Source organism: Erwinia sp. (genome assembly GCF_049696395.1).
Lineage (GTDB): Bacteria > Pseudomonadota > Gammaproteobacteria > Enterobacterales > Enterobacteriaceae > Erwinia.
Window position 1 is genome coordinate 12,725 of sequence record NZ_JBAVTT010000015.1, and the last position, 24,502, is coordinate 37,226.

Below are 24,502 nucleotides of genomic sequence, written 5' to 3' on the forward strand. Positions count from 1 at the left end.
CTTTCAACGCTGCTCAACACACCCCGTTCGCCTCTGGCTGCGGGGTGTTTTTTTAGCAACCCTCTTCCCGCTGCGCTTTCCCTCCCTCGTTTTGCGACTTGTCCGTCACCAATCTCCGAAAGTTTGATCTAAAAGGCATATTTTTCTCTTTTCGGTGCGGGCTTTAGCCGCGCCCTGGCTATGCTTAAAAATATCACTGAAACATAACGGGCCGGAACTGCTAGCAGGACACGGTCCGAAACGCTTTACCTTATCTGATGAAGTTCTCGCGCGCTGCGGCGGTTTTCGCACTGGATGGCCACCTTTCCTGTCAGCGTGCTTTTGGTTCAATAAAGAGCAGAGCCTTCGTTGCCGTTTTCAGGTAATCAGAGATCGCCTGCCAATCATCAAGGGAAGAAAGTCATGTCCGAGCTTACGGATCGTCGGCTTATTAATGAATTATTAACTGGCCACTATGCAGACCCCTTTTCGTTCCTTGGAATGCATCAGACCGACAGCGGCCTGGAAGTGCGGGCAATGCTGCCAGATGCGACCGAAGTCTGGGTGATTGAAACCAATACCGGGCGCAAATGCGCTCAGCTTGAGTGCCTGGACTCCCGTGGTTTCTTCCACGGCGTGGTACCACGACGCAGAAATCCTTTCCGCTATCAGCTGGCCGTCACCTGGCATGGCCAGCAAAACCTGATAGATGATGCCTACCGCTTTGGTCCTTTGCTGGCTGAAATGGACAGCTGGCTGTTGGCCGAAGGGACTCACCTTCGCCCTTACGAAACGATGGGCGCTCATGCAGATGTGATTGATGGCGTGATCGGCACGCGCTTCTCGGTTTGGGCGCCTAACGCCCAGCGAGTCGCGGTAGTGGGTGATTTCAACTTCTGGGACGGCCGCCGTCATCCGATGCGTTTTCGTCAGGAGATTGGCGTCTGGGAGCTGTTCGTACCCGGCGCTATTCACGGGCAGCTGTATAAATTCGAGATTATCGATCTGCACGGTCAGCTGCGGCTGAAAGCCGATCCTTACGCTTTTGAAGCGCAGATGCGGCCGGACAGCGCCTCGATGATTTGTGGCATTCCACCGAAAATTGAGATGCCTGAAGCCCGCAGGCGAGCCAATGACTTTGACCAACCGATCTCGATTTATGAGGTGCATTTAGGGTCATGGCGCCGTCACACCGACAACAATTTCTGGCTGAGCTACAAAGAACTGGCCGAACAGCTGGTGCCGTATGCCAAAGAGATGGGCTTCACCCACCTTGAGCTGATGCCGATCAATGAGCATCCATTCGATGGCAGTTGGGGTTATCAACCGACCGGCATGTATGCGCCAACCCGACGTTTCGGCACCCGTGATGAGTTCCGCAACTTTGTCGCCGCGGCGCATGAAGCGGGGCTGAACGTGCTGCTCGACTGGGTGCCAGGACATTTCCCTTCCGATGATTTTGCGTTGGCGAAGTTTGATGGGACTGAGTTGTACGAACACGGGGACCCGCGTGAAGGCTATCATCAGGACTGGAATACCCTGATTTATAACTTCGGCCGCCGTGAAGTCAGCAACTATCTGGCAGGCAACGCACTGTACTGGATTGAACGCTTTGGGATTGACGGACTGCGCGTGGATGCGGTGGCGTCGATGATCTACCGCGACTACAGCCGTGCCGAAGGTGAGTGGGTACCAAACCATTTAGGCGGCCGGGAGAATTTAGAAGCGATCGCCTTCCTGCGCTACACCAACCGCACACTTGGACAGGCCGCGCCTGGCTCCGTTACCGTGGCCGAAGAGTCTACCGATTTCCCTGGCGTCTCACGCCCGCCTGAAATGGGGGGCCTCGGCTTCTGGTACAAGTGGAATCTGGGCTGGATGCACGACACGCTGGATTACATGAAGATGGACCCGGTTTACCGTAAGCATCACCACGATAAGCTGACCTTCGGCATGCTCTACAACTCCACCGAGAACTTTGTGCTGCCGCTGTCGCACGATGAAGTGGTGCACGGCAAGAAATCGATTCTGGACCGGATGCCTGGCGATGCGTGGCAGAAGTTTGCCAATCTGCGCGCCTATTACGGTTGGATGTTCGGCTTCCCCGGCAAAAAACTGCTGTTTATGGGCAACGAATTCGCCCAGGGCAAAGAGTGGAATCATGATGTCAGTCTGGACTGGCATCTGCTGGACGGGCACGACAACTGGCACAACGGCGTGCAGCGTCTGGTGCGCGATCTGAACCAGACTTACCGTGCGCATCCTGCGCTGTATCAGCTTGACTTTGACCCGATGGGCTTTGAATGGTTGGTAGTGGATGACTTCGAAAACTCAGTATTTGTCTTCGTCCGCCGCGATCGGGACGGTAATGAGCTGATGGTCGCCAGCAACTTCACGCCAGTGACTCGCGAGAGTTATCGCTTTGGCGTAACCGGTGCTGGCAGCTGGCGGGAAGTCCTGAATACCGACTCTGACCATTATCACGGCAGCAACGCCGGCAATCAGGGCGTGATCCACAGCGATCCGCAGCCCAGCCATAACCGTGAACACTCCGTCAGTATGACGTTGCCGCCGCTGTCGACCGTCTGGCTGGCAAGGGAGGCGGGATGAGTCCAGTCCTTCCTGGCAAAGCCACGCCTTCCGGCGCTGATTATGACGGCAAAGGCGTGAACTTCACGCTGTTCTCGCAGCATGCAGAGCGCGTTGAGCTGTGCCTGTTCGATGAGCAAGGTCAGGAAACCAGACTGAATTTACCCGCGCGTACCGGAGATATCTGGCATGGCTATCTGCCGGCAATAAAACCCGGCCAGCGTTATGGCTACCGGGTTTATGGCCCGTGGCAGCCAGAAGTCGGGCACCGTTTCAATCCCAACAAATTACTGGTTGATCCCTGTGCCAGGGAAGTGGAAGGCGAAGTGACGGACGATCCTCGTTTCCAGTGCGGTGAAACGGAGATGAATTGCGAAGACAGCGCGTCAGTGGCCCCCAAAAGTGTGGTGCTGGCCAATGATTTCGACTGGGAGGATGACCAGCCGCCACGCGTGCCGTGGGGATCGACCGTGCTCTATGAAGCGCATGTTCGCGGGCTGACTAAGCGCCATCCAGAGATCCCAGCGGAGATTCAGGGCACCTATGCGGCGCTGGGACATCCGGTGATGATCAGCTATTTCAAACGGTTAGGTATCACCAGCCTGGAGCTGTTACCGGTCGCCTATTTTGCTCATGAACCGCGTTTGCTGCGACTTGGGCTGACCAACTATTGGGGCTACAACCCGCTGGCACCTTATGCACTCGATGCCCGTTATGCCTCAGGTGTTGACGATGTTCATCCCCGTAACGAGTTCCAGCAGGCGGTGAAAGCGCTGCATGCCGCAGGGATCGAAGTGATTCTGGACGTGGTGTTCAACCACACTGCCGAACTGGAAGAGACCGGGCCTACGCTGTCAAAACGCGGTGTGGATAACAAAAGCTATTACTGGCTGGACGATCAGGGCGGCTACCAGAACTGGACCGGCTGCGGCAATACGCTGAACATCAGCCACCCCAAAGTGATGACCTGGACGCTGGACTGCCTGCGCTATTGGGTTGAAGAGTGCCACGTTGACGGCTTCCGCTTCGATCTCGCCACTGTCTTAGGGCGCACACCTGAATACCAGCGCGATGCCGAAATGTTTCAGACCATCAAGGCCGATCCGTTGTTATCGAAGTGCAAGTTAATTGCCGAGCCCTGGGACATTGGGCCCGGGGGGTATCAGGTGGGAAATTTCCCGCCGCCGTTTGCCGAATGGAATGACCATTTCCGCGATGTTGTCCGCCGTTACTGGCTGTATGGCGATATCCCGAACGCCGAGTTTGTAAAACGGTTTGCCGCCTCAAGCGACGTGTTCCAACAGGAAGGGAGACTGCCTTCGGCCAGCATCAATCTGATCACCGCCCACGACGGTTTCACCCTGTGCGACGTGGTTTGCTACAACGACAAACATAACGAAGCCAACGGCGAAGATAATCGCGATGGCAACAACAGCAATTACAGCCATAACCACGGCGTGGAAGGGCTGAATGCGCCTTTATTGGTGGCTGAGCATCGCCGCCGCAGCGTGCACGCCTTGCTGACCACGCTGCTTCTGTCGCAAGGAACACCGATGCTGTTAGCCGGTGACGAGCACAGCCACAGCCAGCACGGCAACAATAATGCTTACTGTCAGGATAACGAGTTGACCTGGCTCAACTGGGAAAACAATGACAGCGGGCTGTTTACTTTCACTGCCGCTTTAATCCATCTGCGCAGCAAGATCCCTGCGCTGCAGACGGATAGCTGGTGGCAGGAAGGGGACGGAAACGTGGAATGGCTGGGCCCGACTGGTCAGCCGTTAAGCGCGGAGGAGTGGCAAAACGGGGCGCATCGTCTGCAGATTTGCCTGTCACAGAACTGGTTAATCACTTTTAACGCCACCGAAGAAGTGTGCGATTTACACCTGCCTAAAGGGGAATGGCACGCCATTCCACCCTTCGCCGGGGATGATAACCCGATCCTTATAACTGTCTGGCATGGACCAGCCCACGGTGTGTGCGTGTTCCAAAAGCAATCATAACAGGAGTCAGACATGATCAAATTAGAGAAGAACGATCCCCTGATGCTGGCAAGACAATTGCCGACACAAACTGTAGCCCTAATCCTGGCGGGTGGACGCGGTACCCGTTTGAAAGATCTGACCGCTAAACGAGCCAAACCGGCTGTCCACTTCGGCGGCAAATTCCGCATTATCGACTTTGCGCTGTCGAACTGTCTGAACTCCGGGATCCGTCGGATCGCGGTGATCACCCAGTATCAATCCCACACGTTGGTGCAGCATATCCAGCGCGGCTGGTCTTTCTTCAACGAGGAGATGAATGAGTTTGTCGATTTGTTGCCTGCACAGCAGCGTCAGGCTACTGAACACTGGTATCGCGGGACGGCGGATGCGGTAACGCAGAACCTCGATATCATCCGCCGTTACCAGGCGAAGTACATCGTGATCCTGGCGGGTGACCATATCTACAAAATGGACTACTCGCGGATGCTGTTGGATCATGTAGAAAATGATGCCAAATGCACGATAGCCTGTTTGCCTGTACCCATTGAAGAAGCCAGTGCGTTCGGCGTGATGGCGGTTAATGATGACAGTCGGGTAGTTGAATTCCTGGAAAAACCGGCCGATCCGCCGCATATGCCAGGCGATAAAACTCAGGCGCTGGCGAGCATGGGGATCTATGCGTTTACCGCGGATTATCTCTATGAGTTGCTGGAAGAAGACCTTAAAAATCCTGATTCCAATCATGATTTTGGTAAAGACATTCTGCCGCAGATTGTCGCTACTGGAGAGGCGCTGGCGCACTCCTTCAGCATCTCCTGCGTGCAAAGTGATGAAACCTCTCCGCCTTACTGGCGCGATGTTGGGACGCTGGAAGCTTACTGGAAAGCCAATCTCGATTTGGCTTCAGTGACGCCAGAGTTAGATATGTATGACCGCAGCTGGCCGATCCGCACCCATATGGAGCCGCTTCCCCCGGCGAAATTTGTGCAGGACCGCTCAGGCAGTCACGGTATGACCATGAATTCACTGGTGTCGGGCGGGTGCATTATTTCCGGTTCGGTGGTGGTGAATTCGGTGTTGTTCTCCCGCGTACGAATCAATTCTTTCTGCAATATCGAATCCTCTGTTCTCTCGCCAGATGTGGTTGTAGGGCGATCCTGTCGCCTGCGCCGCTGCGTGATTGACCGGGCCTGCGAGCTGCCGGAAGGGACGGTAATCGGCGAGAACCCCGATGACGATGCGCGGCGTTTTTACCGTTCGGAAGAGGGGATTGTGCTGGTAACGCGATCCATGCTGGCCAAGCTGGGCTGGCGCAGTTAACCAGGAAAAAGGTCAGTTGTAGGGCACGGCATTTGATGCGGAGGACCGCATCTGCACACAGTTAAGGAGCCGATAATGCAGGTTTTACATGTCTGTTCAGAAATTTTCCCGCTGCTGAAAACCGGCGGGCTTGCTGATGTTGTTGGGGCATTACCGGCGGCGCAAATTGCAGAAGGCATTGATACCAGAGTCCTGCTTCCAGGGTTCCCGGACTTGAAGAAAGGGATCCCGGATACGCAGGTGGTGGCAAGGCTGCAAACGTTCGCGGGCTACGTGGAACTGCTTTATGGGCAGTTTGATGGCGTAGGGATATACCTGATAGATGCGCCCGGCTTGTACGAAAGACCCGGCAGCCCGTATCACGACGAGTCCCAGTTCGCGTATACGGACAACTATCTTCGTTTCGCGCTATTGGGCTGGATTGGCTGTGAAATGGCCTGTGGGCTGGATCCTTACTGGCGCCCTGAGGTTGTCCATGCGCATGACTGGCATGCCGGTCTGACCTGCGCCTATCTGGCGGCCAGAGGCCGACCAGCAAAATCGGTGTTTACTGTCCATAATCTGGCTTATCAGGGATTGTTTGCTGCCAAGCATATGGAGGATATCCAGTTACCCTGGTCGTTTTTCAATATGTTCGGCCTGGAGTTTTTCGGGCAGATTTCTTACCTAAAGGCCGGCCTGTTTTATGCCGATCATATTACTGCGGTCAGTCCGACGTATGCTCGCGAGATAACGCTGCCTGAGTTTGGTTACGGTATGGAAGATCTGCTAAAGCAGCGGCAGATTGAAGGTCGATTAACCGGGATCCTCAACGGAGTAGATCCGGCCATCTGGGATCCGGCTCACGACCTGTTGCTGAACGCGCGCTACAACCGCGATGTGCTGGATGCCAAAGTAGAGAACAAACGCCAGTTGCAGATCACTATGGGCCTGAAGATTGATGACAAGGTTCCGGTGTTTGCGGTGGTTAGCCGCCTGACAAAACAAAAGGGGCTGGACCTGGTGCTGGAAGCGCTGCCAGGACTGCTTGAACAGGGCGGACAGCTGGTATTACTTGGCGCCGGAGATGCGGTACTGCAACAGGGCTTCCTTGCCGCAGCCGCCCAGTATCCGGGACAGGTTGGCGTGCAGATTGGCTATCATGAAGCGTTCTCCCACCGAATTATGGGGGGCGCAGATGTGATTATGGTGCCGAGCCGCTTTGAACCTTGCGGCCTTACGCAGTTGTACGGTCTGAAATACGGCACGTTACCGCTGGTAAGACGCACCGGCGGATTGGCCGATACAGTCAACGACAGCTCGCTGGAAAACCTCGCTGACGGAATGGCCAGCGGGTTTGTGTTTGAGGACAGCAATGCCTGGTCTTTACTGAGGGCAATCCGTCGTGCTTTTGTTTTGTGGTCCCGTCCTTCACTTTGGCGTTATGTGCAGCGTCAGGCGATGGGGATGGATTTTAGCTGGCAGGTGGCCGCTGTGGCCTACCGCGATCTCTATCAACGACTGTTGTAATGGCTATGGGAATTTTGATATGAACGCACCTTTCACCTATACCGCTCCCACGCTCAGCGTCGATGCGCTGAAACACTCTATTGCCTATAAGCTGATGTTTACCATCGGCAAAGATCCCTCTATTGCCAATAAGCATGAGTGGCTGAATGCCACGCTGCTCGCGGTGCGGGACCGGATGGTAGAACGCTGGCTGCGCTCCAACAGGGCGCAGCTTTCCCAGGATGTGAGGCAGGTTTATTACCTGTCGATGGAGTTTCTGGTAGGCAGAACCCTCTCCAATGCGCTGCTGGCGATGGGCATGTACGATGATGCTCAGGCCGCGCTGGAGGAGATGGGCTTCAATCTGGAAGACCTGATTGAGGAAGAGAGTGATCCAGGCTTGGGCAACGGCGGGTTGGGGCGACTGGCTGCGTGCTTCCTTGATTCCCTCGCCACGTTGGGGCTGCCAGGCCGGGGCTATGGCATCCGCTACGACTATGGCATGTTCAAACAAAATATCATCGATGGCCGTCAGGCAGAGTCTCCAGACTACTGGCTGGAGTACGGCAATCCCTGGGAGTTCCAGCGGTTTAACACCCGTTACAAAGTCCGGTTTGGTGGACGTATTCAGCTTGAGGGCAGCCGTTCCCGCTGGCTGGAGACGGAAGAAGTGCAGGCGATGGCCTACGATCAGATCATTCCAGGTTATGACACCGATGCTACCAACACCTTGCGTCTGTGGTCCGCACAGGCCAGTAATGAGATCAACCTGGGGAAATTCAACCAGGGCGATTATTTTGCGGCGGTAGAAGATAAGAACCATTCGGAAAACGTGTCTCGCGTGCTTTATCCGGATGACTCGACCTATTCAGGCCGTGAACTGCGTCTGCGTCAGGAGTACTTCCTTGTCTCGGCTACGGTGCAGGACATTCTGAGCCGTCACTGGCGGATGCATCAGACCTTCGACAACCTCGCCGACAAGATTGCCATTCACCTGAATGACACCCACCCGGTATTGGCTATCCCGGAACTGATGCGCCTGTTGATTGATGAGCATAAATTCAGCTGGGATGATGCGTTTGAGATCACCTGTCAGGTGTTCTCCTACACCAACCATACGCTGATGACAGAAGCGCTGGAGACATGGCCGGTAGATATGATCGGCAAAATCCTGCCACGCCATCTGCAAATCATTTTCGACATTAATGACTACTTCCTGAAAACGATTCAGGATTACTACCCTGATGACTGGGAGCTGCTGTCACGCATTTCCATCATTGATGAGAACAACGGCCGTAAAATCCGCATGGCCTGGCTGGCGGTAGTGGTCAGCCACAAAGTGAACGGTGTTTCTGAGCTGCACTCCAATCTGATGGTGCAGTCGCTGTTTGCTGATTTTGCGGCCCTGTTCCCTGGCCGCTTCTGTAATAAAACCAACGGCGTGACGCCTCGTCGCTGGCTGGCGCTGGCGAACCCGAAACTTTCCGGCGTGCTGGATGAGGCGATTGGCCGCACCTGGCGTACCGAACTGAGCCAGCTGGATGAGTTAAAACAGCACATCGATTACCCCAGCTTCCTGGCGCAGATCAGCGAAGCCAAGCTGCATAACAAAAAACGGCTGGCAGATTACATTGCGCAGAAAATGGGAGTGGTTATCGATCCGCATGCGCTGTTTGATGTGCAGATCAAACGTATCCACGAATATAAGCGTCAGCTACTGAACGTGCTGCATGTGATCACCCGCTATAACCGCATCAAGGCGGATCCTGAAGCCGACTGGGTGCCGCGTGTGAATATCTTCGCGGGTAAGGCCGCTTCTGCTTACTACACCGCCAAGCACATCATCCACTTGATCAACGATGTGGCGAAGGTCATTAACAACGATCCGCTGGTGAATAACAGGCTGAAGGTGGTCTTTATTCCCAACTACAGCGTCAGCCTGGCGCAGATCATTATCCCGGCGGCGGATCTCTCTGAACAGATTTCGCTGGCCGGTACAGAAGCCTCAGGCACCAGTAATATGAAGTTTGCGCTGAACGGGGCGCTGACCATCGGCACCCTTGATGGGGCGAATGTCGAGATGCTGGAGCATGTGGGCGAAGAGAATATCTTTATCTTCGGTAACACCACGCCGCAGGTTGAGGAGCTTCGTCAGAATGGCTACAGCGCGCACAAGATTTACGAACAGGATGCCGAGCTGCATCAGGCGCTGACGCAAATGGCCACCGGAACCTTCAGCCCGCAGGAGCCAGGCCGCTACCGTAACCTGTTCGATTCGCTGGTGAATCTGGGAGACCATTATCAGTTGCTGGCCGACTATCGCAGCTATGTGGATACTCAGGATAAGGTCGATAAACTCTATCGTCATCCGGATGAGTGGACGCGCAAAGCGCTGCTGAATATCGCCAACATGGGCTACTTCTCTTCTGACCGAACGATTCAGGAATACGCTGATGAAATTTGGGGGATCAAACCTGTCCGGTTGTAATCTGATTTTTTAAAAACTGAAAATGTAAAAGGGGCAGAATTCACATTCTGCCCCTTTTTATCGCGCCGACTGGACGGGTTACGAAGCCAGTGACAACGCCGGTTTTTTAGCATGCTGCGCCAGCCACTCGCCTACGCGGGCGCGCTGCTCGTCATTCAGCCACATACCGATTTTGGTCCTGCGCCACAGCGCATCGTCCTGCTCACGTACCCACTCGTTCTCCATCAGATAACGCAGTTCAGCTTCATAGAAGTGGTGACCAAACAGTTCACCCAACTCTTCCAGGCTGGTTGCTCCGCTCAGCAGCTTCTCGGTATTGCTACCGTAAGTGCGGGCGTAATGACGCGCCATGCCTTCAGTGATGAACGGATAACGACGACGCAGGCTGGCCGCGTAATCTTCACGCGTCCCGGCAATATCGCCGCCAGGCAGTACGCAGGTTTTGGTCCACGCCGGGCCAGCTTTCGGATAGTACTTCGACAGCTTCTCCATCGCATGTTCAGCCAGCTTACGGTAAGTGGTGAGCTTGCCACCAAACACAGAGAGCAGCGGAGCCTGACCATTATCATCGCGCACGTCCAGCGTGTAATCGCGGGTGATAGCCTGCGGTGAATCAGATTCATCGTCACACAGCGGACGCACGCCGGAGTAGGACCAGACGATATCTTCTTTGCTCATCGACTTTTTGAAGTGGCCGTTGAACACCTTCAGCAGATACTCGGTCTCTTTGTCGTCGATATGAACGTTTTTCGGATCGCCTTTGTATTCCACATCGGTGGTGCCGATGATCGAGAATTCGTCCATCCATGGGATGACAAATACGATACGGTTATCTTCGTTCTGCAGAATGTAAGCCTGCTTCTCAGTATGAACGCGTGGCACCACGATGTGGCTGCCTTTGATCAAGCGGATACCGTACGGCGATTTCAGCTTCAGGCCGTCATCAAACAGCTGTTTAACCCAAGGGCCAGCCGCATTGACCAGACCTTTGGCGCGCCAGGTGAAGGTTTTACCGCTGTCGATATCTTCAGCTTCCACCATCCACAGGCCATTTTCACGCCATGCGCGGGTCACTTTAGTGCGGGTACGGACTTCGCCACCGCGCTTTTCAACTTCCTGCGCATTCAGCACAACCAGACGCGCATCGTCGACCCAGCAGTCGGAATATTCGAAACCGCGCACGATTTCAGGCTTCAGTACCGAATCTGAGCCAAAACGCAAACTTTTGCTGCCCGGCAGGCTGGTACGTTTACCCAGATGGTCATACATAAACAGACCGATGCGGATCATCCATGCCGGACGCAGATGCGGACGGTGCGGTAAACGGAAACGCATAGGGAAAGCGATGTGCGGCGCCATCTTCAGCAGCACTTCACGTTCGGCCAGCGCTTCGCTGACCAGACGGAATTCATAATGCTCCAGGTAGCGCAGGCCACCGTGGATTAATTTTGAGCTGGCGGAAGAGGTCGCGCAGGCCAAATCTTGCGCTTCCAGCATCAGCACAGACAGGCCGCGTCCTGCAGCATCAGCTGCAATGCCAGCGCCGTTGATGCCGCCGCCGATTACGATCAGATCTTTGGTTTCCACGTCATCTTCCCCCGATGTTCGGAATAGTTCTTAAATGTTCGTTTTCGAGCATAATAATAATCGTATTCGCACATTGATGCCAGCGTTAACCGAATAAAAACATTTATGCGTGATGTGGGTAACATAATTGAGCAAAGAAAAGGCGATTAACCCTGCAACAATTCGGGTTATTCCAGGCAACCTTCGCGTTACAATAAGGCTTGTTTGTCTGACTTTGACGAGACCCCACCATGGAACAATTTGAGTGCATCAACGTGCAACAGGCACAGGCACAGTTGACCGACCACAACGCGTTGATGGTTGATATTCGCGATCCACAAAGTTATGCCGCAGCCCATGCCAGCGGGGCGTTTCACCTGACCAATGAGTCACTGCAGGGCTTTATAGAACAGTCAGATTTCGCTACGCCAGTGCTGGTAATGTGCTACCACGGCAACAGCAGTAAAAGTGCTGCGCAGTATCTGTTGAACCAGGGATTTAACCAGGTGTTCAGCATTGATGGCGGCTTTGAAGCCTGGCGCGTGGTGTTCCCGCAGCAGGTAGAAGCCGTTGCGCTTTAACTGACCCCCTTGAAACAGTGCGGTATACTGTTCTTTCGTTTTAATTAACAGAGACTTTCGACGGCGATGATGCGCATCACTGAATTCTCCAACCCCCGCATGGCACAAGCCTTTGTGGACTATATGGCTACCCGCGGCATTGCGCTGCGAGTGGAGCACGATAACCATTATACGGTCTGGCTGGATGATGATTCGAAAGTCAATCTGGTCGAAAACGAACTTAGCCAGTTTATCCGCGACCCTAACCATCCGCGCTACCAGGCGGCGAGCTGGCATTCCGGCAGTACTTCTACCGGTATTCACTATCAGAGCTCTTCGTTGCTGGCTAATATCCGCCAGCGTGCCGGGCCGCTGACGCTGTCCGTGATGGGGGTCTGTATTGTTGTTTATCTGCTGATGCAGGTCTTCGGTGACCAGACGGTGATGAGCCTGCTGGCCTGGCCGGATGCGGATCAGCACTTTGAGTTGTGGCGCTGGTTCACCCATGCTCTGCTGCACTTCTCGATTCTGCATATCATCTTCAACCTGATGTGGTGGTGGTATCTGGGCGGCGCGGTGGAAAAAAGGCTGGGCAGCGGCAAGCTGTTAGTCATCCTGTTGATTTCGGCGTTGCTCAGCGGCTGGATGCAGTCTAAATATAGCGGTGTGATGTTCGGCGGACTGTCTGGCGCCGTCTATGCACTGATGGGCTATGCATGGCTGAGAGGCGAGCGCGACCCGGAAAGTGGCATTTTCCTGGAGCGTGGGCTGATGGCCTTCGCGGTTGTCTGGCTGGTCGTGGGCTATATGGGCTGGTTTGGCTTATCCATTGCCAACGCTGCGCACGTTACCGGCCTGTTGGTTGGCCTGGCTATGGCCTTTGTTGATACCCGACACGTTAAAAGATCCTAAAGCAATAATCAGCACGGATGCCCGGACAGGAGAGTTTTGTGAAGCAAACGCAACGTCATGACGCCATTATCGAATTAGTGCGTCGTCAGGGATATGTCAGTACGGAAGAGCTGGTGGATCATTTTGCCGTCAGCCCGCAAACCATCCGTCGCGACCTGAACGACCTGGCAGAACAGAATAAAATTCAACGTCATCACGGCGGGGCAGCCCTGCCATCCAGTTCGGAAAACACCGCCTGGCAGGATCGTAAGATGATGTGGTCGGCCGAAAAAGCCCGCATTGCTCAGCGCGTTGCCAGTCAAATCCCTGACGGCGCATCGCTGTTCATTGATATCGGTACTACGCCAGAGGCCGTGGCCCACGCTTTGCTGAATCACAGCAATCTACGGGTGGTGACCAACAACCTCAACGTGGCGATGCTGCTGATGTCGAAACCCGATTTCAGCCTGATTGTCGCCGGTGGGGAAGTGCGTACCCGCGATGGCGGCATTATGGGTGAAGCCACGCTGGACTATATTTCTCAGTTCCGGCTGGACTTCGGTATTCTGGGGATCAGCGGCATCGATATGGACGGGTCGCTGCTGGACTTCGATTATCACGAAGTCCGCACCAAACGGGCGATTATTGAAAACTCCCGCTGCGTTATGCTGGTGGCAGACCACTCCAAGTTTGGCCGTAACGCGATGGTTAATCTGGGGAATATGAGTCTGATCGACTACCTGTTTACCGATGAGGCACCGCCCCCAAGCGTGATGCAAACCATCGAGCAGCACGAAGTGCATCTGGAGTTGTGCTGAGGTAAAAATGCCGACCGCTTTCTGGTCGGCAAGCCATCCCATTCTTCTCTCTGTAAGCCCTGCTTTCTCTAAAAAAGTGAAGGCGATCGTCGCCTCCTTGATAAAAAAGACACTCTTCCGCTACGGTTGGCATTCACATAGATGCCTGCTCTCTTCCTGCGCGTTATTTTCCAGAGCACTCTTCGTTCATCTGTCCGGGTGAACGACAACGTTCTGATTATCAGGGGAAGATGATGAGCATTCGATTAGGCGTGTTTGGTATTGGTTTGGAGACTTACTGGCCTCAGTTCGAGGGATTAAAACAGCAGCTGGAAGGCTATCTTGATTGTGTGGCAACCCGTCTGGCGTCTGATGACATCGCGGTCATTAACGGCGGCCTGGTGGATAATAACGACCGCGCAGATGAAGCGGCCAGCTTATTTCGTGCATCGCAGGTGGACGCACTCGTTCTCTATATCACGACCTATGCACTAAGTTCGACGGTACTGCCCTTGCTGCAAAAACTCAATGTGCCGGTTCTGATACTGGCCCTTCAGCCTGAAACCCAGGTTCCCCATGAGCGAATCAACCAAATCGACGATCGGGCGATCCGAACCGGTCAGTGGCTCGCGCATTGTCAGGCTTGTACTGCGCCGGAGATGGCGAATGTTCTGCAACGCGCGGAGATAGGTTTTGAGCTGGTAGTGGGCTATTTGAACGATGAGCAGGCATGGCAAAAAATTGGACATTATCTTACCGCGCTGAGACTTGCCGAAGCTTTACAGCGCTGCAATATCGGCGTGCTTGGCCATTACTATAACGGGATGTATGACGTCTATGCAGACCTGACCAATCTGTCGGCAAAGTTTGGCGTGAGATTCAAAATTCTGGAGTTTTGTGAGCTGACGGAAAGTCTGGCGGCCATCACTGACCAGGACATCGAGAAAAAGTCTGCTGAAGTGCATGCCGTTATGGAAGTGGATCGAGCCTGTGAGGTGAGTGAAATAAATCGGGCAGTGAAAACCTCAGTGGTGTTGGACAAACTGGTCAGCAGGCATTCGCTGGGTGCCGTGGCTTACTATTACGAAGGTGCGCCAGGTTCGCAGCATGAAAATATCGCCACGTCGGTGATTCTGGGTAATACCCTGCTGACGGGTAAAGGCATTCCTGTCGCCGGGGAATGTGAAATTAAAAATGTGATTGCCATGAAAATCCTCAGCCTGATCGGGGCTGGTGGCTCTTTTTCTGAACCCTATGGCATCAATTTTGATAACGATACGGTGCAGTGGGGACATGACGGCCCTGCGCATCCTGAAATGGCCAACAGCAGAGTCAAACTGGTGCCACTCCCTGTTTATCATGGTAAGCCGGGCAACGGCGTTTCTATCCAGATGTCCGTTGCCTTTGGCCCGATCACGTTCCTTTCAGTGGTAGAGAAAAAGGGCGGCGTGGTGGTCTTGCAGTATGCGGAGGGGGAATCTGTGCCTGGCGGCGTACTTGATATCGGCAATACCAACAGCAATTACCGTTTCCCGCTCTCTGCCAGAGAGTTTACCGAAAAATGGTGCCTGGGCGGCCCCGCCCATCATTGTGCTATTGGTTCTGGTCATCAGGGAAAGGTGATTGAAGCGCTGGCAAAACGGCTCAACATCCAGGCCTGTAAAATCGCCTGAGTTAACGCGGTTCGTCCTGGCTCACCTTTTTTGGCGTTTATCTCCTTAACGGGTGAGCATTTTTTTCTGTTCCGGTCTTAACTGTAAGGGTCGTTAGCCGGTTTGCACCTTGCCTTTTTTCCCTTTTTATAAGGAAGCGGTATGTCGCAGCAGAAATTCAATCAGGCGCGTTTTGACGCGGCCCTTACCCGTCAGTGGCAACATCTGGGTTTAGCTTCAGCCAGTGAAATGACTCAGCATCAATGGTGGCAGGCCCTCAGCGGGGCGCTGGCCGAGTTGCTGGCGGCCTTGCCCGTAGCAAAACAGACTAAAAAGCAGCGCCACGTTAACTATATTTCGATGGAATTCTTAATTGGCAGGCTCACCGGCAATAACCTGCTGAATCTTGGCTGGTATGACGAAGTAAAGGCGAGCCTGGCAAAACATCAGTGCGATTTGAGCGAGCTGCTGGAAGAAGAAGTGGATCCGGCGTTGGGCAACGGTGGCCTGGGCCGACTGGCTGCCTGCTATCTGGATTCGATGGCCACGGTCGGGCAACCTGGGATTGGCTATGGGCTGAACTATCAATATGGCCTGTTCCGCCAGTCCTTTAAGGATGGGCAGCAGTTTGAAGCCCCGGATGACTGGCAACGCAACAGCTATCCGTGGTTCCGCCACAATGCGGCACTGGATGTGAATGTCGGGTTGGGCGGTAAAGTGGTTAAGAATGGCAGCGGATTCCGTTGGGACCCGGCGTTTACCCTGCGCGGTGAGGCCTGGGATCTGCCCGTAACCGGCTATCGCAATGGCATCACTCAGCCTTTGCGCCTGTGGCAGGCCACGCATGTGCATCCGTTCGATCTGACCTTGTTTAACGACGGCAAGTTCCTGAAGGCCGAACAGCAGGGGATTGATGCAGCAAAGCTGACAAAAGTGCTGTATCCCAACGATAACCATCAGGATGGCAAACGGCTGCGGCTGATGCAGCAATATTTCCAGTGCGCCTGTTCAGTGGCCGATATTCTGCGCCGCCACCATCTGGCCGGGCGAAAAATTGCCGAGCTGCCGGATTATGAAGTCATTCAGCTGAACGATACCCATCCTACGATTGCCATTCCTGAAATGCTGCGCGTGCTGCTTGATGAGCATCAGATGGGCTGGGACGATGCCTGGGCCATCACCAGCAGGACCTTCGCTTACACCAACCACACGCTGATGCCGGAAGCGCTTGAGCGCTGGGATCAACGGCTGTTCCGTGCGCTGTTGCCACGGCACTTTATGATCGTCAATGAGATCAACAAGCGGTTTAAAAAGGTGGTCGAGCAACACTGGCCAGGCGACGAAGCCATGTGGGAGAAGCTGGCGGTCCTTTACGACCATCAGCTGCGGATGGCGAACCTCTGCGTGGTCAGCGGCTTTGCGGTTAACGGGGTGGCGGCTTTGCACTCTGAACTGGTGGTAAAAGATCTGTTCCCTGAGTATTACCAGCTGTGGCCAAACAAATTCCATAATGTGACCAACGGCATCACACCGCGCCGCTGGTTGAAGCAATGCAACCCGGCGCTGGCCGGACTGATTGATGAGACGCTGAAAGTTGAATGGGCCAATAAGCTGGATGAGCTGAAAGGGCTGGAACCCTTCGCCGATAACAAAGCCTTCCGTAAGCGCTATCGTCAGATTAAACATGATAACAAGGTGCGCCTTGCCGACTACATCAACCATCTGACCGGCATTGTAGTCAGCCCTGACGCGCTGTTTGATGTGCAAATCAAACGCCTGCATGAATACAAGCGCCAGCATCTTGGTCTGCTGCATATTCTGCATTGCTATAAAGAGATCCGCGACAATCCGAAAAAGGAGGTCGTTCCTCGGGTCTTCCTGTTCGGGGCCAAAGCTGCGCCGGGCTATTACCTCGCCAAAAATATCATCTACGCCATCAATAAAGTGGCGGAGAAAATCAATAACGATCCGCTGGTCGGCGACAAGCTGAAAGTGGTGTTTATCCCCGACTACCGCATCACAGCGGCTGAATTGATGATCCCGGCGGCCGATCTTTCCGAGCAGATCTCCACGGCAGGCTACGAAGCTTCCGGCACCGGCAACATGAAGCTGGCGCTGAACGGCGCGTTAACCATCGGGACGCTCGATGGGGCAAATGTAGAGATAGCCGAACAGGTGGGAGAAGAGAACATCTTTATCTTCGGCAACTCAGTGTATGAAGTGAAGGCGTTGAAAGCAGGCGGTTATTCACCGAAGAAACTGCGTAAAAAGGATAAGCATCTTGATGGCCTGTTGAAGGAGATGGAAAAAGGCTTCTTTAGTGACGGCGATAAACATGCCTTCGATTTGATGCTGAACAGCCTGGATAAGGGCGGCGATCCCTGGCTGGTGCTGGCCGATTTCAACAGCTATATCGAAGCGCAAAAGCGGGTGGAGACGTTGTGGCTGGATAAAGAAGGCTGGACCCGCGCCACAATCCTGAATACCGCCCGTACCGGAATGTTCAGCTCCGATCGTTCCATTCGCGATTATCAGCAGCGTATCTGGCAGGCAAAGCGCTAAGGAGACATCATGGACAAGAAGAAATTTGAACAGGAAGCCGCCGCCGCTGGGATCGCCACAAAATACATCAATGCCAGAGGTGAGTCGGAAGAGATTGAGCTGAGCATTCGCCAGCGGTTGCTGGCAGCAATGTCGGATCAGCGAAAGGCAAAAGCAGGCCCGGTTCCCTCCTGCAAAGTGTTTATCCGTAAGCGTTCGCTGCAACTGGATGTGGCCGGTAAGGGCGAATATCAGTGGCAGCTGATGATGGAAAACGGACGTGAACACAGTGGCACGGTTAACGGTGGCGAGGCGATTAAACTGCCTGCCAATCTGGCCTTTGGCTATCACCAACTTCAGCTTCATCAGGGTGAAAAGCAGTGGCCGTGCCGGATTATTGTGGCACCCAAACGCTGCTATGAACCGGAGCCGCTGTTGCAGGGCAAAAAACTGTGGGGTTCCTGCGTTCAGCTTTACACCGTCCGGTCTGAACAGAACTGGGGAATGGGTGATTTCGGCGATTTAAAACGGATGCTGGTGGAAGTGGCCGATCGTGGAGGGGCGTTTATCGGCCTGAATCCCATTCACTCTCTTTATCCCGCCAGTCCGGAAAATGCCAGCCCGTACAGTCCCTCGTCCCGGCGCTGGCTGAACGTGTTGTATATCGATGTGGCTGCCGTGCCGGATTTCCAGCAGGGCAAAGCGGCGCAACGCTGGTGGCTGCAAAAGGGCACGCAAAAGCAGCTTGCCAAAGCCCGTGAAAGTGACTGGGTGGATTACGCACGAGTAGGCGAGCTGAAAATCAGTGGTCTGCGCCACGCGTGGCAGCATTTTAGTAAGCGTAAAGAGCGTGATCCTGATGTGGTTCTCTTTAACGACTTTATTGCTGAAGGCGGCAGCAGCCTTTACTGGCAGGCGGCTTATGATGCGCTGCATGCCATTATGCTGGCAGACAATCCTGACCGCTGGGGCTGGCCTGTCTGGCCGAAGACGCTGCAGCAGGCGCACTCCAAAGAAGTGGCGCAGTTCTGCCAGCAGCAAGAGTCTGAAATCCGCTTCTGGCTGTGGTTACAGTGGCTGGCAAACCAGCAGTTTGATGCGTGCTGGCAGCTCAGCCAGCAGCGCAATATGCCCATCGGTTTATACCGTGACCTGGCTGTGGGCGTGGCGGAAGGCGGCTCGGAAACCTGGTGCGATCCTGAGCTGTATTGCCTTGGTGCTTCCGTCGGTGCGCCGCCGGATATTCTGGGGCCGCTGGGGCAAAACTGGGGTCTGCCGCCGATGGATCCCCACGTCATGGCTGCCAGAGGTTATCAGCCGTTTATTGACCTGGTCCGGGCGAACATGGCCAGTTGCGGCGCGCTCCGCATCGATCATGTGATGTCGATGCTGCGGCTGTGGTGGATCCCCTACGGTGAAACGGCCAACTTCGGTGCCTATGTTTACTATCCGGTAGAGGATTTACTGGCAATCCTCGCGCTTGAGAGCCAGCGAAATCAGTGCATGGTGATAGGGGAAGATTTGGGAACCGTCCCCAGGGAAATCGTCTCATTGCTGCGTGACGGCGGGATCTACTCCTGGAAGGTGTTGTACTTCGAACAGGAAAATATGGACCAGTATCGTTCTCCGGCGGCCTGGCCCCGGCAGTCGATGGCGAGTGCGACCACACACGATCTGCCAACCTTGCGCGGCTTCTGGAATGCCGGAGACCTGCTGCTGGGTGAACGGCTGGGGCTGTATCCGGACAAAGTGGTGCTGCACAGCCTTTATCAGGATCGCGCCAGGCAAAAGCAGGCGTTACTCACCGCTTTGCACCAGTATGGCTGCCTGTCTAAAGGCAGTGGCAAAAAAGCCAGCGTGATGAAAATGACCCCGGAGTTGAATCGCGGCATGCAGCGGTTTATTGCTGACAGCAACAGTGCGCTGCTTGGGTTACAACCTGAGGACTGGCTGGATATGGATAAGCCGGTAAACGTGCCGGGCACCACCGATCAGTATCCCAACTGGCGCAGGAAGCTGAGTGTAACGCTGGAAGCGATGTTTGCTGATGCGCGGGTGAACAGGCTGATTAAGGATATTAATCGCAGACGTAAGGCTGGAGAGAACAGCGGGAAGTAGCGGCAGAACGCAAGGGGAAGTTAGCCGTGAAAAGGAAACGGGCGGAAGGATCCGCCCGTTAGCAACACTCAGTAGAAAGAGTGCTCGCCGCGCTGGTGTTCAGTCAGATCGCGGACGCCTTTCAGTTCAGGGAAGGCGATCAGCAGCTCTTTTTCGATGCCTTCTTTCAGGGTCACATCGACCATTGAACAGCCGTTACAACCGCCGCCGAATTGCAGGATGGCGAAGCCGTCATCGGTGATTTCCATCAGCGACACTTTACCGCCGTGGCTGGCCAGCTGGGGGTTGATCGTCGCCTGAAGCTGATATTCAACGCGTTCAATCAGCGGCGCATCGTCGTTCACCTTACGCATTTTGGCGTTTGGCGCTTTCAGCGTCAGCTGAGAGCCCAGGTTATCGGTGACGAAATCAATTTCAGCATCATCCAGATAAGGGGCGCTGAGTTCATCAATATAGGCAGACAGCTTCTCAAACTTGAGTTCGGTGTCGGTGGCTTCTACTGCATCGGGTGGGCAGTAAGAGACACCGCATTCGGCTGTTGGCGTACCTGGATTGATTACGAATACACGGATTTGGGTGCCATCTTCCTGTTTCGACAGCAGTTTTGCGAAGTGCTCTTGCGCAGAATCAGTTATTAGGATCATGGCGATTGCTCAATAGTTTAGACAATTAATTAACAATATTACGCCCATCGCCGACGCTCTACAAGGTTCGGCACAGGCTCCATACCTGCACGCTGGCCGCGCCTGCGGCCAACAAAATGCGGCTGATCTCCCCAACGGTGCTGCCGGTGGTGACCACATCGTCTATTAATGCGATATGCAGCCCTTTCACCGCCATTTCAACCCTGAACGCCCCACGTAAATTTTTCCTCCGTGCGACAGCCAGCAGCTGGTGCTGGATCCGGGTCTTTCTTTGCCGGGAAATCCCCGCCACGGCATAGCGGCAGTTAAGCCAGCGGGAGAGATGGCGGGTCACTTCATCCATCTGATTATAGCCCCGTTGCCAGGCGCGCGTTTGGTGTAAGGGTACACAGAGCAGCAGGTCAGGTCTGCGCAGCTTGTGCTTCCTGCGCGCACTTAACCAGCTTAGCAAAAGCAGCCTGGCCAGCATGGCCGAGAGTGCGGTTGCCCGGAAAAATTTTAGCCGCTTCACCCAGTCACTGAGCGGTGGCCGCCAGTCGCTGACCACAATCATCTGTTGCCAGTAAGGCGGTTTAAGCAGGCAGGAACCGCAGTCAGTCAGCGTGTTAGCTGACGGCAGGCCACAGCGAGGACAACACGCTGGCAGGGGCGGAAGATGGCGCAGGCAAACGCTGCAAATGCCGTGGTGGGCAAAGGTCAGCGGCATCTGGCATAGCCAACACGTGCCGGGCATTGGTAGCATAGCGGCCTCCATGGCAAAAACAGGACAATAACGGATGACACAGCTTTACTGGCAGACAATCGGCACTGGCGATCGCCATCTTGTGATGCTGCACGGGTGGGGGCTGAATGCCGGTGTCTGGCAAAACGTGGTAGAGCGACTTAGCCCGCATTTTTGTCTGCATCTGGTGGATCTGCCAGGGTATGGCCGCAGCCGGGAATTTGCGCCAATGAGCCTTGAACAGATGGTTGAGACACTGTTGCCGCAGGCCCCGGAAAAAGCGCTGTGGCTGGGCTGGTCATTAGGCGGGCTGGTCGCCAGCAAGCTGGCTTTATTGCACCCTGAGCTTGTGCAGGGACTGATCACCGTCGCCTCTTCACCTTGTTTTTCTGCTGGGGAAGGCTGGCCAGGCATCAAGCCAGAGACGTTAACGGGCTTCCAGCAGCAGCTGAGTGAAAACTTCCAGCGCACCGTAGAGCGATTCCTTGCTTTACAGACGCTGGGAACGGAAAGTGCCAGGCAGGATGCCCGCGTCCTCAAAAGCGTGGTATTGGCGTTGCCCGCGCCTGAGGTCGAGGTGTTGAACGCCGGGCTGGAGATTTTACGGTCGGTCGATCTGCGTGAAGAGATGAACGCGCTGACGCTGCCGTTACTGCGAATTTATGGTTCACTGGATGGTCTGGTACCCCGTAAAATTGTGCCGTTGCTAGATGCCGCGTGGCCTGCCAGCGAATCCGCTATCATTGAAAAATCCGCACACGCGCCGTTCATTTCTCATCCCGACGCTTTCTGCCAGCAACTGATTGATTTCGGCTCAAAAAATCACGCATAAACTTTGGCGAAAAACTGGCGAATTATTCATTACGGGTAATAATTACCTTTGTAAGCAGGATCGCTTACTGATTACCTCTGAGCTGTCAGGGAGTTAGCTCGTTTTTCCCTCCCTGAATTCTCATCAAGCGATTGCTTATTCCTAACTACTATTTCAGGAGTGTCTTTGATGAAGATCTTTAAAACTGTTGCGATTAGCCTGCTGGTAGGCTCGGTTTCTTTCACGGCCATGGCGGCCAAAGAAGTGACCAAAGAAGAAGTTAAGACAATGAACCTCGAAAAAATTGGTACGGTGACCACCACTTCGGAAGCGACTTCCCCAATGGATGCCAAAAAAGATCTGTCTGAAAAAGCGGATGAAAAGGGTGGGAAATACTATCTGATTATCGCCGGTCGTGAACACGGCAAATTTAGTGGAATAGCCGACGTTTATAAGTAAGTCCTGGTTCTAAAAGGCATCTGTTAATCCGCTTACAGATGCCAGTCATTTAAAGCGAAGGGCAGCGTCTTCCCTGCCTTTCGCTCATTCATTTTTATCATCAGCTCTTCAGCCACAGGTAAGATAACGGCGTTAACGTCAGTGGCTTCTCCCCTTCGAATATCCTGTCAGTAAGAATATCGCGATAGCGCCTGGCATCCGGCAACGTATAAAGGATTTCTCTGTTGCTCAGGTTATAAATGCACAGCAGCGTCTGATGATCTTTTTCGGACCAGCGATACATCACGAAAAGCGCGTTATCCCCCTCTAACACCTGCATCGGATTGTCCGGATGGAAGGCCGTTTGCCGGGTTCTTAGCTGTACCAGCCTGGAGAGTGAGTGGTAGACCTGGTAACGTAATGAATGGGGGTCGCTCAACGCCGCTTCAATCTGGCTGAGGCTGTATTTCTGCCGGTTAATCGCCCGGTTATGCCCGGCGGTTTTCACCCCGTCCATATCGTTACGCGAGCCAAGAATACTTTGAATATAGAGTGCAGGCACGCCGGGAAAGGCCAGTAATAAGGCGTGGGCCAGCATAAATCGTTGCAGCCGCGTGCTGTCGTCATCGTCTTTTTTGTTCAGGGCATCCATGTAGGTGACGTTGATTTCGTAAGGGCTGGTGCTGCCATCCGGGTTGTTTTTATAGGAAACCAACGCCCCTTCCATCGCCAGATCCCTGACCAGCGAAACGATTTCCGTCTCCGGTAAAATCCCCCTTAGCGGGTTAAGGCCGATGCCATCGTGCGAGGCCAGGAAATTAAACCAGGTTGTTGTTCCGCCGGAACCATCAAGAGAGGCGGCCCACTGTTTCAGGGCACGTGCTGAGCCATTGTGGATAGCATGGAGCACCAGCGGCGGCAGCGAAAACTGATAAACCATCTGCGCTTCATCCTGCCCGTTACCCAGATAACTGATGTTGTCTTTATGCGGCACATTGGTCTCAGTGATGATCACCGTACCCGGCGCTACGGCATTGGTTATGGCACGGAACAGTTTGACCAGCAGATGGGTTTTTTCGAGGTGGATGCAGGAAGTCCCCGGCGTTTTCCACATATAGCCAACGGCATCCAGACGGACATAATCAGCCCCTTTTGCCAGGTAATCTAGCAGCACGTTAACCATGCTCAGCAGCACTTCAGGATTGGCAAAATTCAGGTCGATTTGGTCGGCGCTGAAGGTGGTCCAGATAAAGCGAGTTTCACCGTCCGCCATTTTAAATGGCGTCAGCAGCGGTGACGTTCTGGGACGCGTCACGGTGCTCAAATCGGTGGAAGGCGGCATGCTGATAAAGAAGTCATCCCAACCGGGATCCTGTGCCAGATAGTGTTTAAACCAGCCGCTATGGGCAGACATATGGTTGCAGACAAAATCAAACATCAACCGCGTCTGCTCGTGCAACTCCGCAATGTCTGACCAGTCCCCGCAAATCTCGTTGACCTGATGGTAATCAATGACCGAAAAGCCATCGTCCGAGGAATAGGGGAAAAATGGCAGCAGATGGACCAGCGTAAAACTGGATTGCAGGTGCTGCTGATAAAAGCGTGAGAAGGTTTGTAGCGTGGGTTTATCCGCTTCGCGGAACTGATCGGCATAGGTGATCAGCACCACGTCTTTTTCGTCCCAGTGGGCTTTACGCTGATGAGTCAGTTCGTTGCGGGTGCGCAGAAGGGCATCTGCCAGCTTTTCCCGACAGGCGAGGGGAAAAGTGCCGTCATAAATTTTGTCGAGTAAGGGAGTAATGTTATCCATTGAGATGCAGTGAGCCGCCGCATTTATCCACAGCACGATAGTTTTCACTGTAGACCGTTGAAGCAGAATCGCAACTTCAACGGCCTTTCCTTCTGCTTCTCTTT

The 24,502-nt window shown here is 54.2% G+C and carries 17 protein-coding genes; 13 read left to right on the top strand and 4 right to left on the bottom strand.

Features of this window, described 5'->3' with window-relative positions; translation table 11 throughout:
* The first annotated feature begins 402 nt into the window (after positions 1-402).
* From glgB to glgP, 5 genes are all read left to right on the top strand, one after another.
* Complete coding sequence (gene glgB, locus WCC56_RS02050) at positions 403-2,589, top strand: 1,4-alpha-glucan branching enzyme (RefSeq protein WP_424690781.1); 2,187 nt, start codon at positions 403-405, stop codon at positions 2,587-2,589.
* Positions 2,586-4,571 carry a glycogen debranching protein GlgX gene (gene glgX, locus WCC56_RS02055; protein ID WP_424690782.1) on the top strand — a complete coding sequence of 662 codons (1,986 nt, stop codon included), beginning with the start codon at positions 2,586-2,588 and terminating at the stop codon, positions 4,569-4,571. The genes glgB and glgX overlap by 4 nt, the downstream gene beginning before the upstream one ends.
* 12 nt (positions 4,572-4,583) lie before the next feature.
* Positions 4,584-5,873: a glucose-1-phosphate adenylyltransferase gene (gene glgC, locus WCC56_RS02060; protein WP_424690783.1), complete on the top strand. Its 1,290-nt coding sequence runs from the start codon at positions 4,584-4,586 to the stop codon at positions 5,871-5,873.
* Between the two features lie 75 nt (positions 5,874-5,948).
* Entirely contained in the window at positions 5,949-7,382 is a 1,434-nt protein-coding gene (gene glgA, locus WCC56_RS02065) for a glycogen synthase GlgA (protein ID WP_424690784.1), read from the top strand.
* A 19-nt stretch (positions 7,383-7,401) separates the two neighbouring features.
* Positions 7,402-9,849 carry a glycogen phosphorylase gene (gene glgP, locus WCC56_RS02070; protein WP_424690785.1) on the top strand — a complete coding sequence of 816 codons (2,448 nt, stop codon included), beginning with the start codon at positions 7,402-7,404 and terminating at the stop codon, positions 9,847-9,849.
* Positions 9,850-9,927: 78 nt separating this feature from the next.
* Here the strand turns inward: glgP and glpD are convergent, their stop codons facing one another.
* Complete coding sequence (gene glpD / locus WCC56_RS02075; protein WP_424690786.1) at positions 9,928-11,436, bottom strand: glycerol-3-phosphate dehydrogenase; 1,509 nt, start codon at positions 11,434-11,436, stop codon at positions 9,928-9,930.
* A gap of 230 nt (positions 11,437-11,666) precedes the next feature.
* On the opposite strand from glpD, the gene glpE reads away from it, so the two are divergent.
* The 6 genes from glpE (at position 11,667) to malQ (ending at position 19,974) form a co-directional block, all read left to right on the top strand.
* Positions 11,667-11,996, top strand: coding sequence for a thiosulfate sulfurtransferase GlpE (gene glpE, locus WCC56_RS02080; protein WP_424690787.1), 330 nt, complete (start codon positions 11,667-11,669; stop codon positions 11,994-11,996).
* A gap of 69 nt (positions 11,997-12,065) precedes the next feature.
* Entirely contained in the window at positions 12,066-12,887 is an 822-nt protein-coding gene (gene glpG / locus WCC56_RS02085) for a rhomboid family intramembrane serine protease GlpG (protein WP_424690800.1), read from the top strand.
* A gap of 38 nt (positions 12,888-12,925) precedes the next feature.
* Entirely contained in the window at positions 12,926-13,684 is a 759-nt protein-coding gene (locus tag WCC56_RS02090) for a DeoR/GlpR family transcriptional regulator (RefSeq protein ID WP_424690788.1), read from the top strand.
* Positions 13,685-13,917: 233 nt separating this feature from the next.
* On the top strand, positions 13,918-15,336 hold the full coding sequence (locus WCC56_RS02095) for an arabinose isomerase (RefSeq protein WP_424690789.1): 1,419 nt from the start codon (positions 13,918-13,920) through the stop codon (positions 15,334-15,336).
* A gap of 141 nt (positions 15,337-15,477) precedes the next feature.
* Positions 15,478-17,877 carry a maltodextrin phosphorylase gene (gene malP / locus WCC56_RS02100; protein WP_424690790.1) on the top strand — a complete coding sequence of 800 codons (2,400 nt, stop codon included), beginning with the start codon at positions 15,478-15,480 and terminating at the stop codon, positions 17,875-17,877.
* 9 nt (positions 17,878-17,886) lie between these two features.
* Positions 17,887-19,974 carry a 4-alpha-glucanotransferase gene (malQ, locus tag WCC56_RS02105; protein WP_424690791.1) on the top strand — a complete coding sequence of 696 codons (2,088 nt, stop codon included), beginning with the start codon at positions 17,887-17,889 and terminating at the stop codon, positions 19,972-19,974.
* A gap of 68 nt (positions 19,975-20,042) precedes the next feature.
* Here the strand turns inward: malQ and nfuA are convergent, their stop codons facing one another.
* Both nfuA and gntX read right to left on the bottom strand, forming a co-directional pair.
* The gene (gene nfuA / locus WCC56_RS02110) at positions 20,043-20,618 is read right to left on the bottom strand and encodes a Fe-S biogenesis protein NfuA (protein ID WP_424690792.1); all 576 of its coding nucleotides are present in this window, start codon (positions 20,616-20,618) and stop codon (positions 20,043-20,045) included.
* A 58-nt stretch (positions 20,619-20,676) separates the two neighbouring features.
* On the bottom strand, positions 20,677-21,360 hold the full coding sequence (gene gntX / locus WCC56_RS02115; protein WP_424690793.1) for a DNA utilization protein GntX: 684 nt from the start codon (positions 21,358-21,360) through the stop codon (positions 20,677-20,679).
* A gap of 34 nt (positions 21,361-21,394) precedes the next feature.
* Here gntX and bioH point away from each other — a divergent pair, with 34 nt between their 5' ends.
* Complete coding sequence (bioH, locus tag WCC56_RS02120) at positions 21,395-22,171, top strand: pimeloyl-ACP methyl ester esterase BioH (RefSeq protein ID WP_424690794.1); 777 nt, start codon at positions 21,395-21,397, stop codon at positions 22,169-22,171.
* A gap of 168 nt (positions 22,172-22,339) precedes the next feature.
* Positions 22,340-22,609 carry a DUF1471 domain-containing protein gene (locus WCC56_RS02125; RefSeq protein ID WP_424690795.1) on the top strand — a complete coding sequence of 90 codons (270 nt, stop codon included), beginning with the start codon at positions 22,340-22,342 and terminating at the stop codon, positions 22,607-22,609.
* A 100-nt stretch (positions 22,610-22,709) separates the two neighbouring features.
* On the opposite strand, the gene WCC56_RS02130 is transcribed toward WCC56_RS02125, so the two are convergent.
* A complete protein-coding gene (locus WCC56_RS02130; protein ID WP_424690801.1) occupies positions 22,710-24,398 on the bottom strand; it encodes a sugar phosphorylase in 1,689 nt (562 codons plus the stop codon).
* Positions 24,399-24,502: the final 104 nt, after the last annotated feature.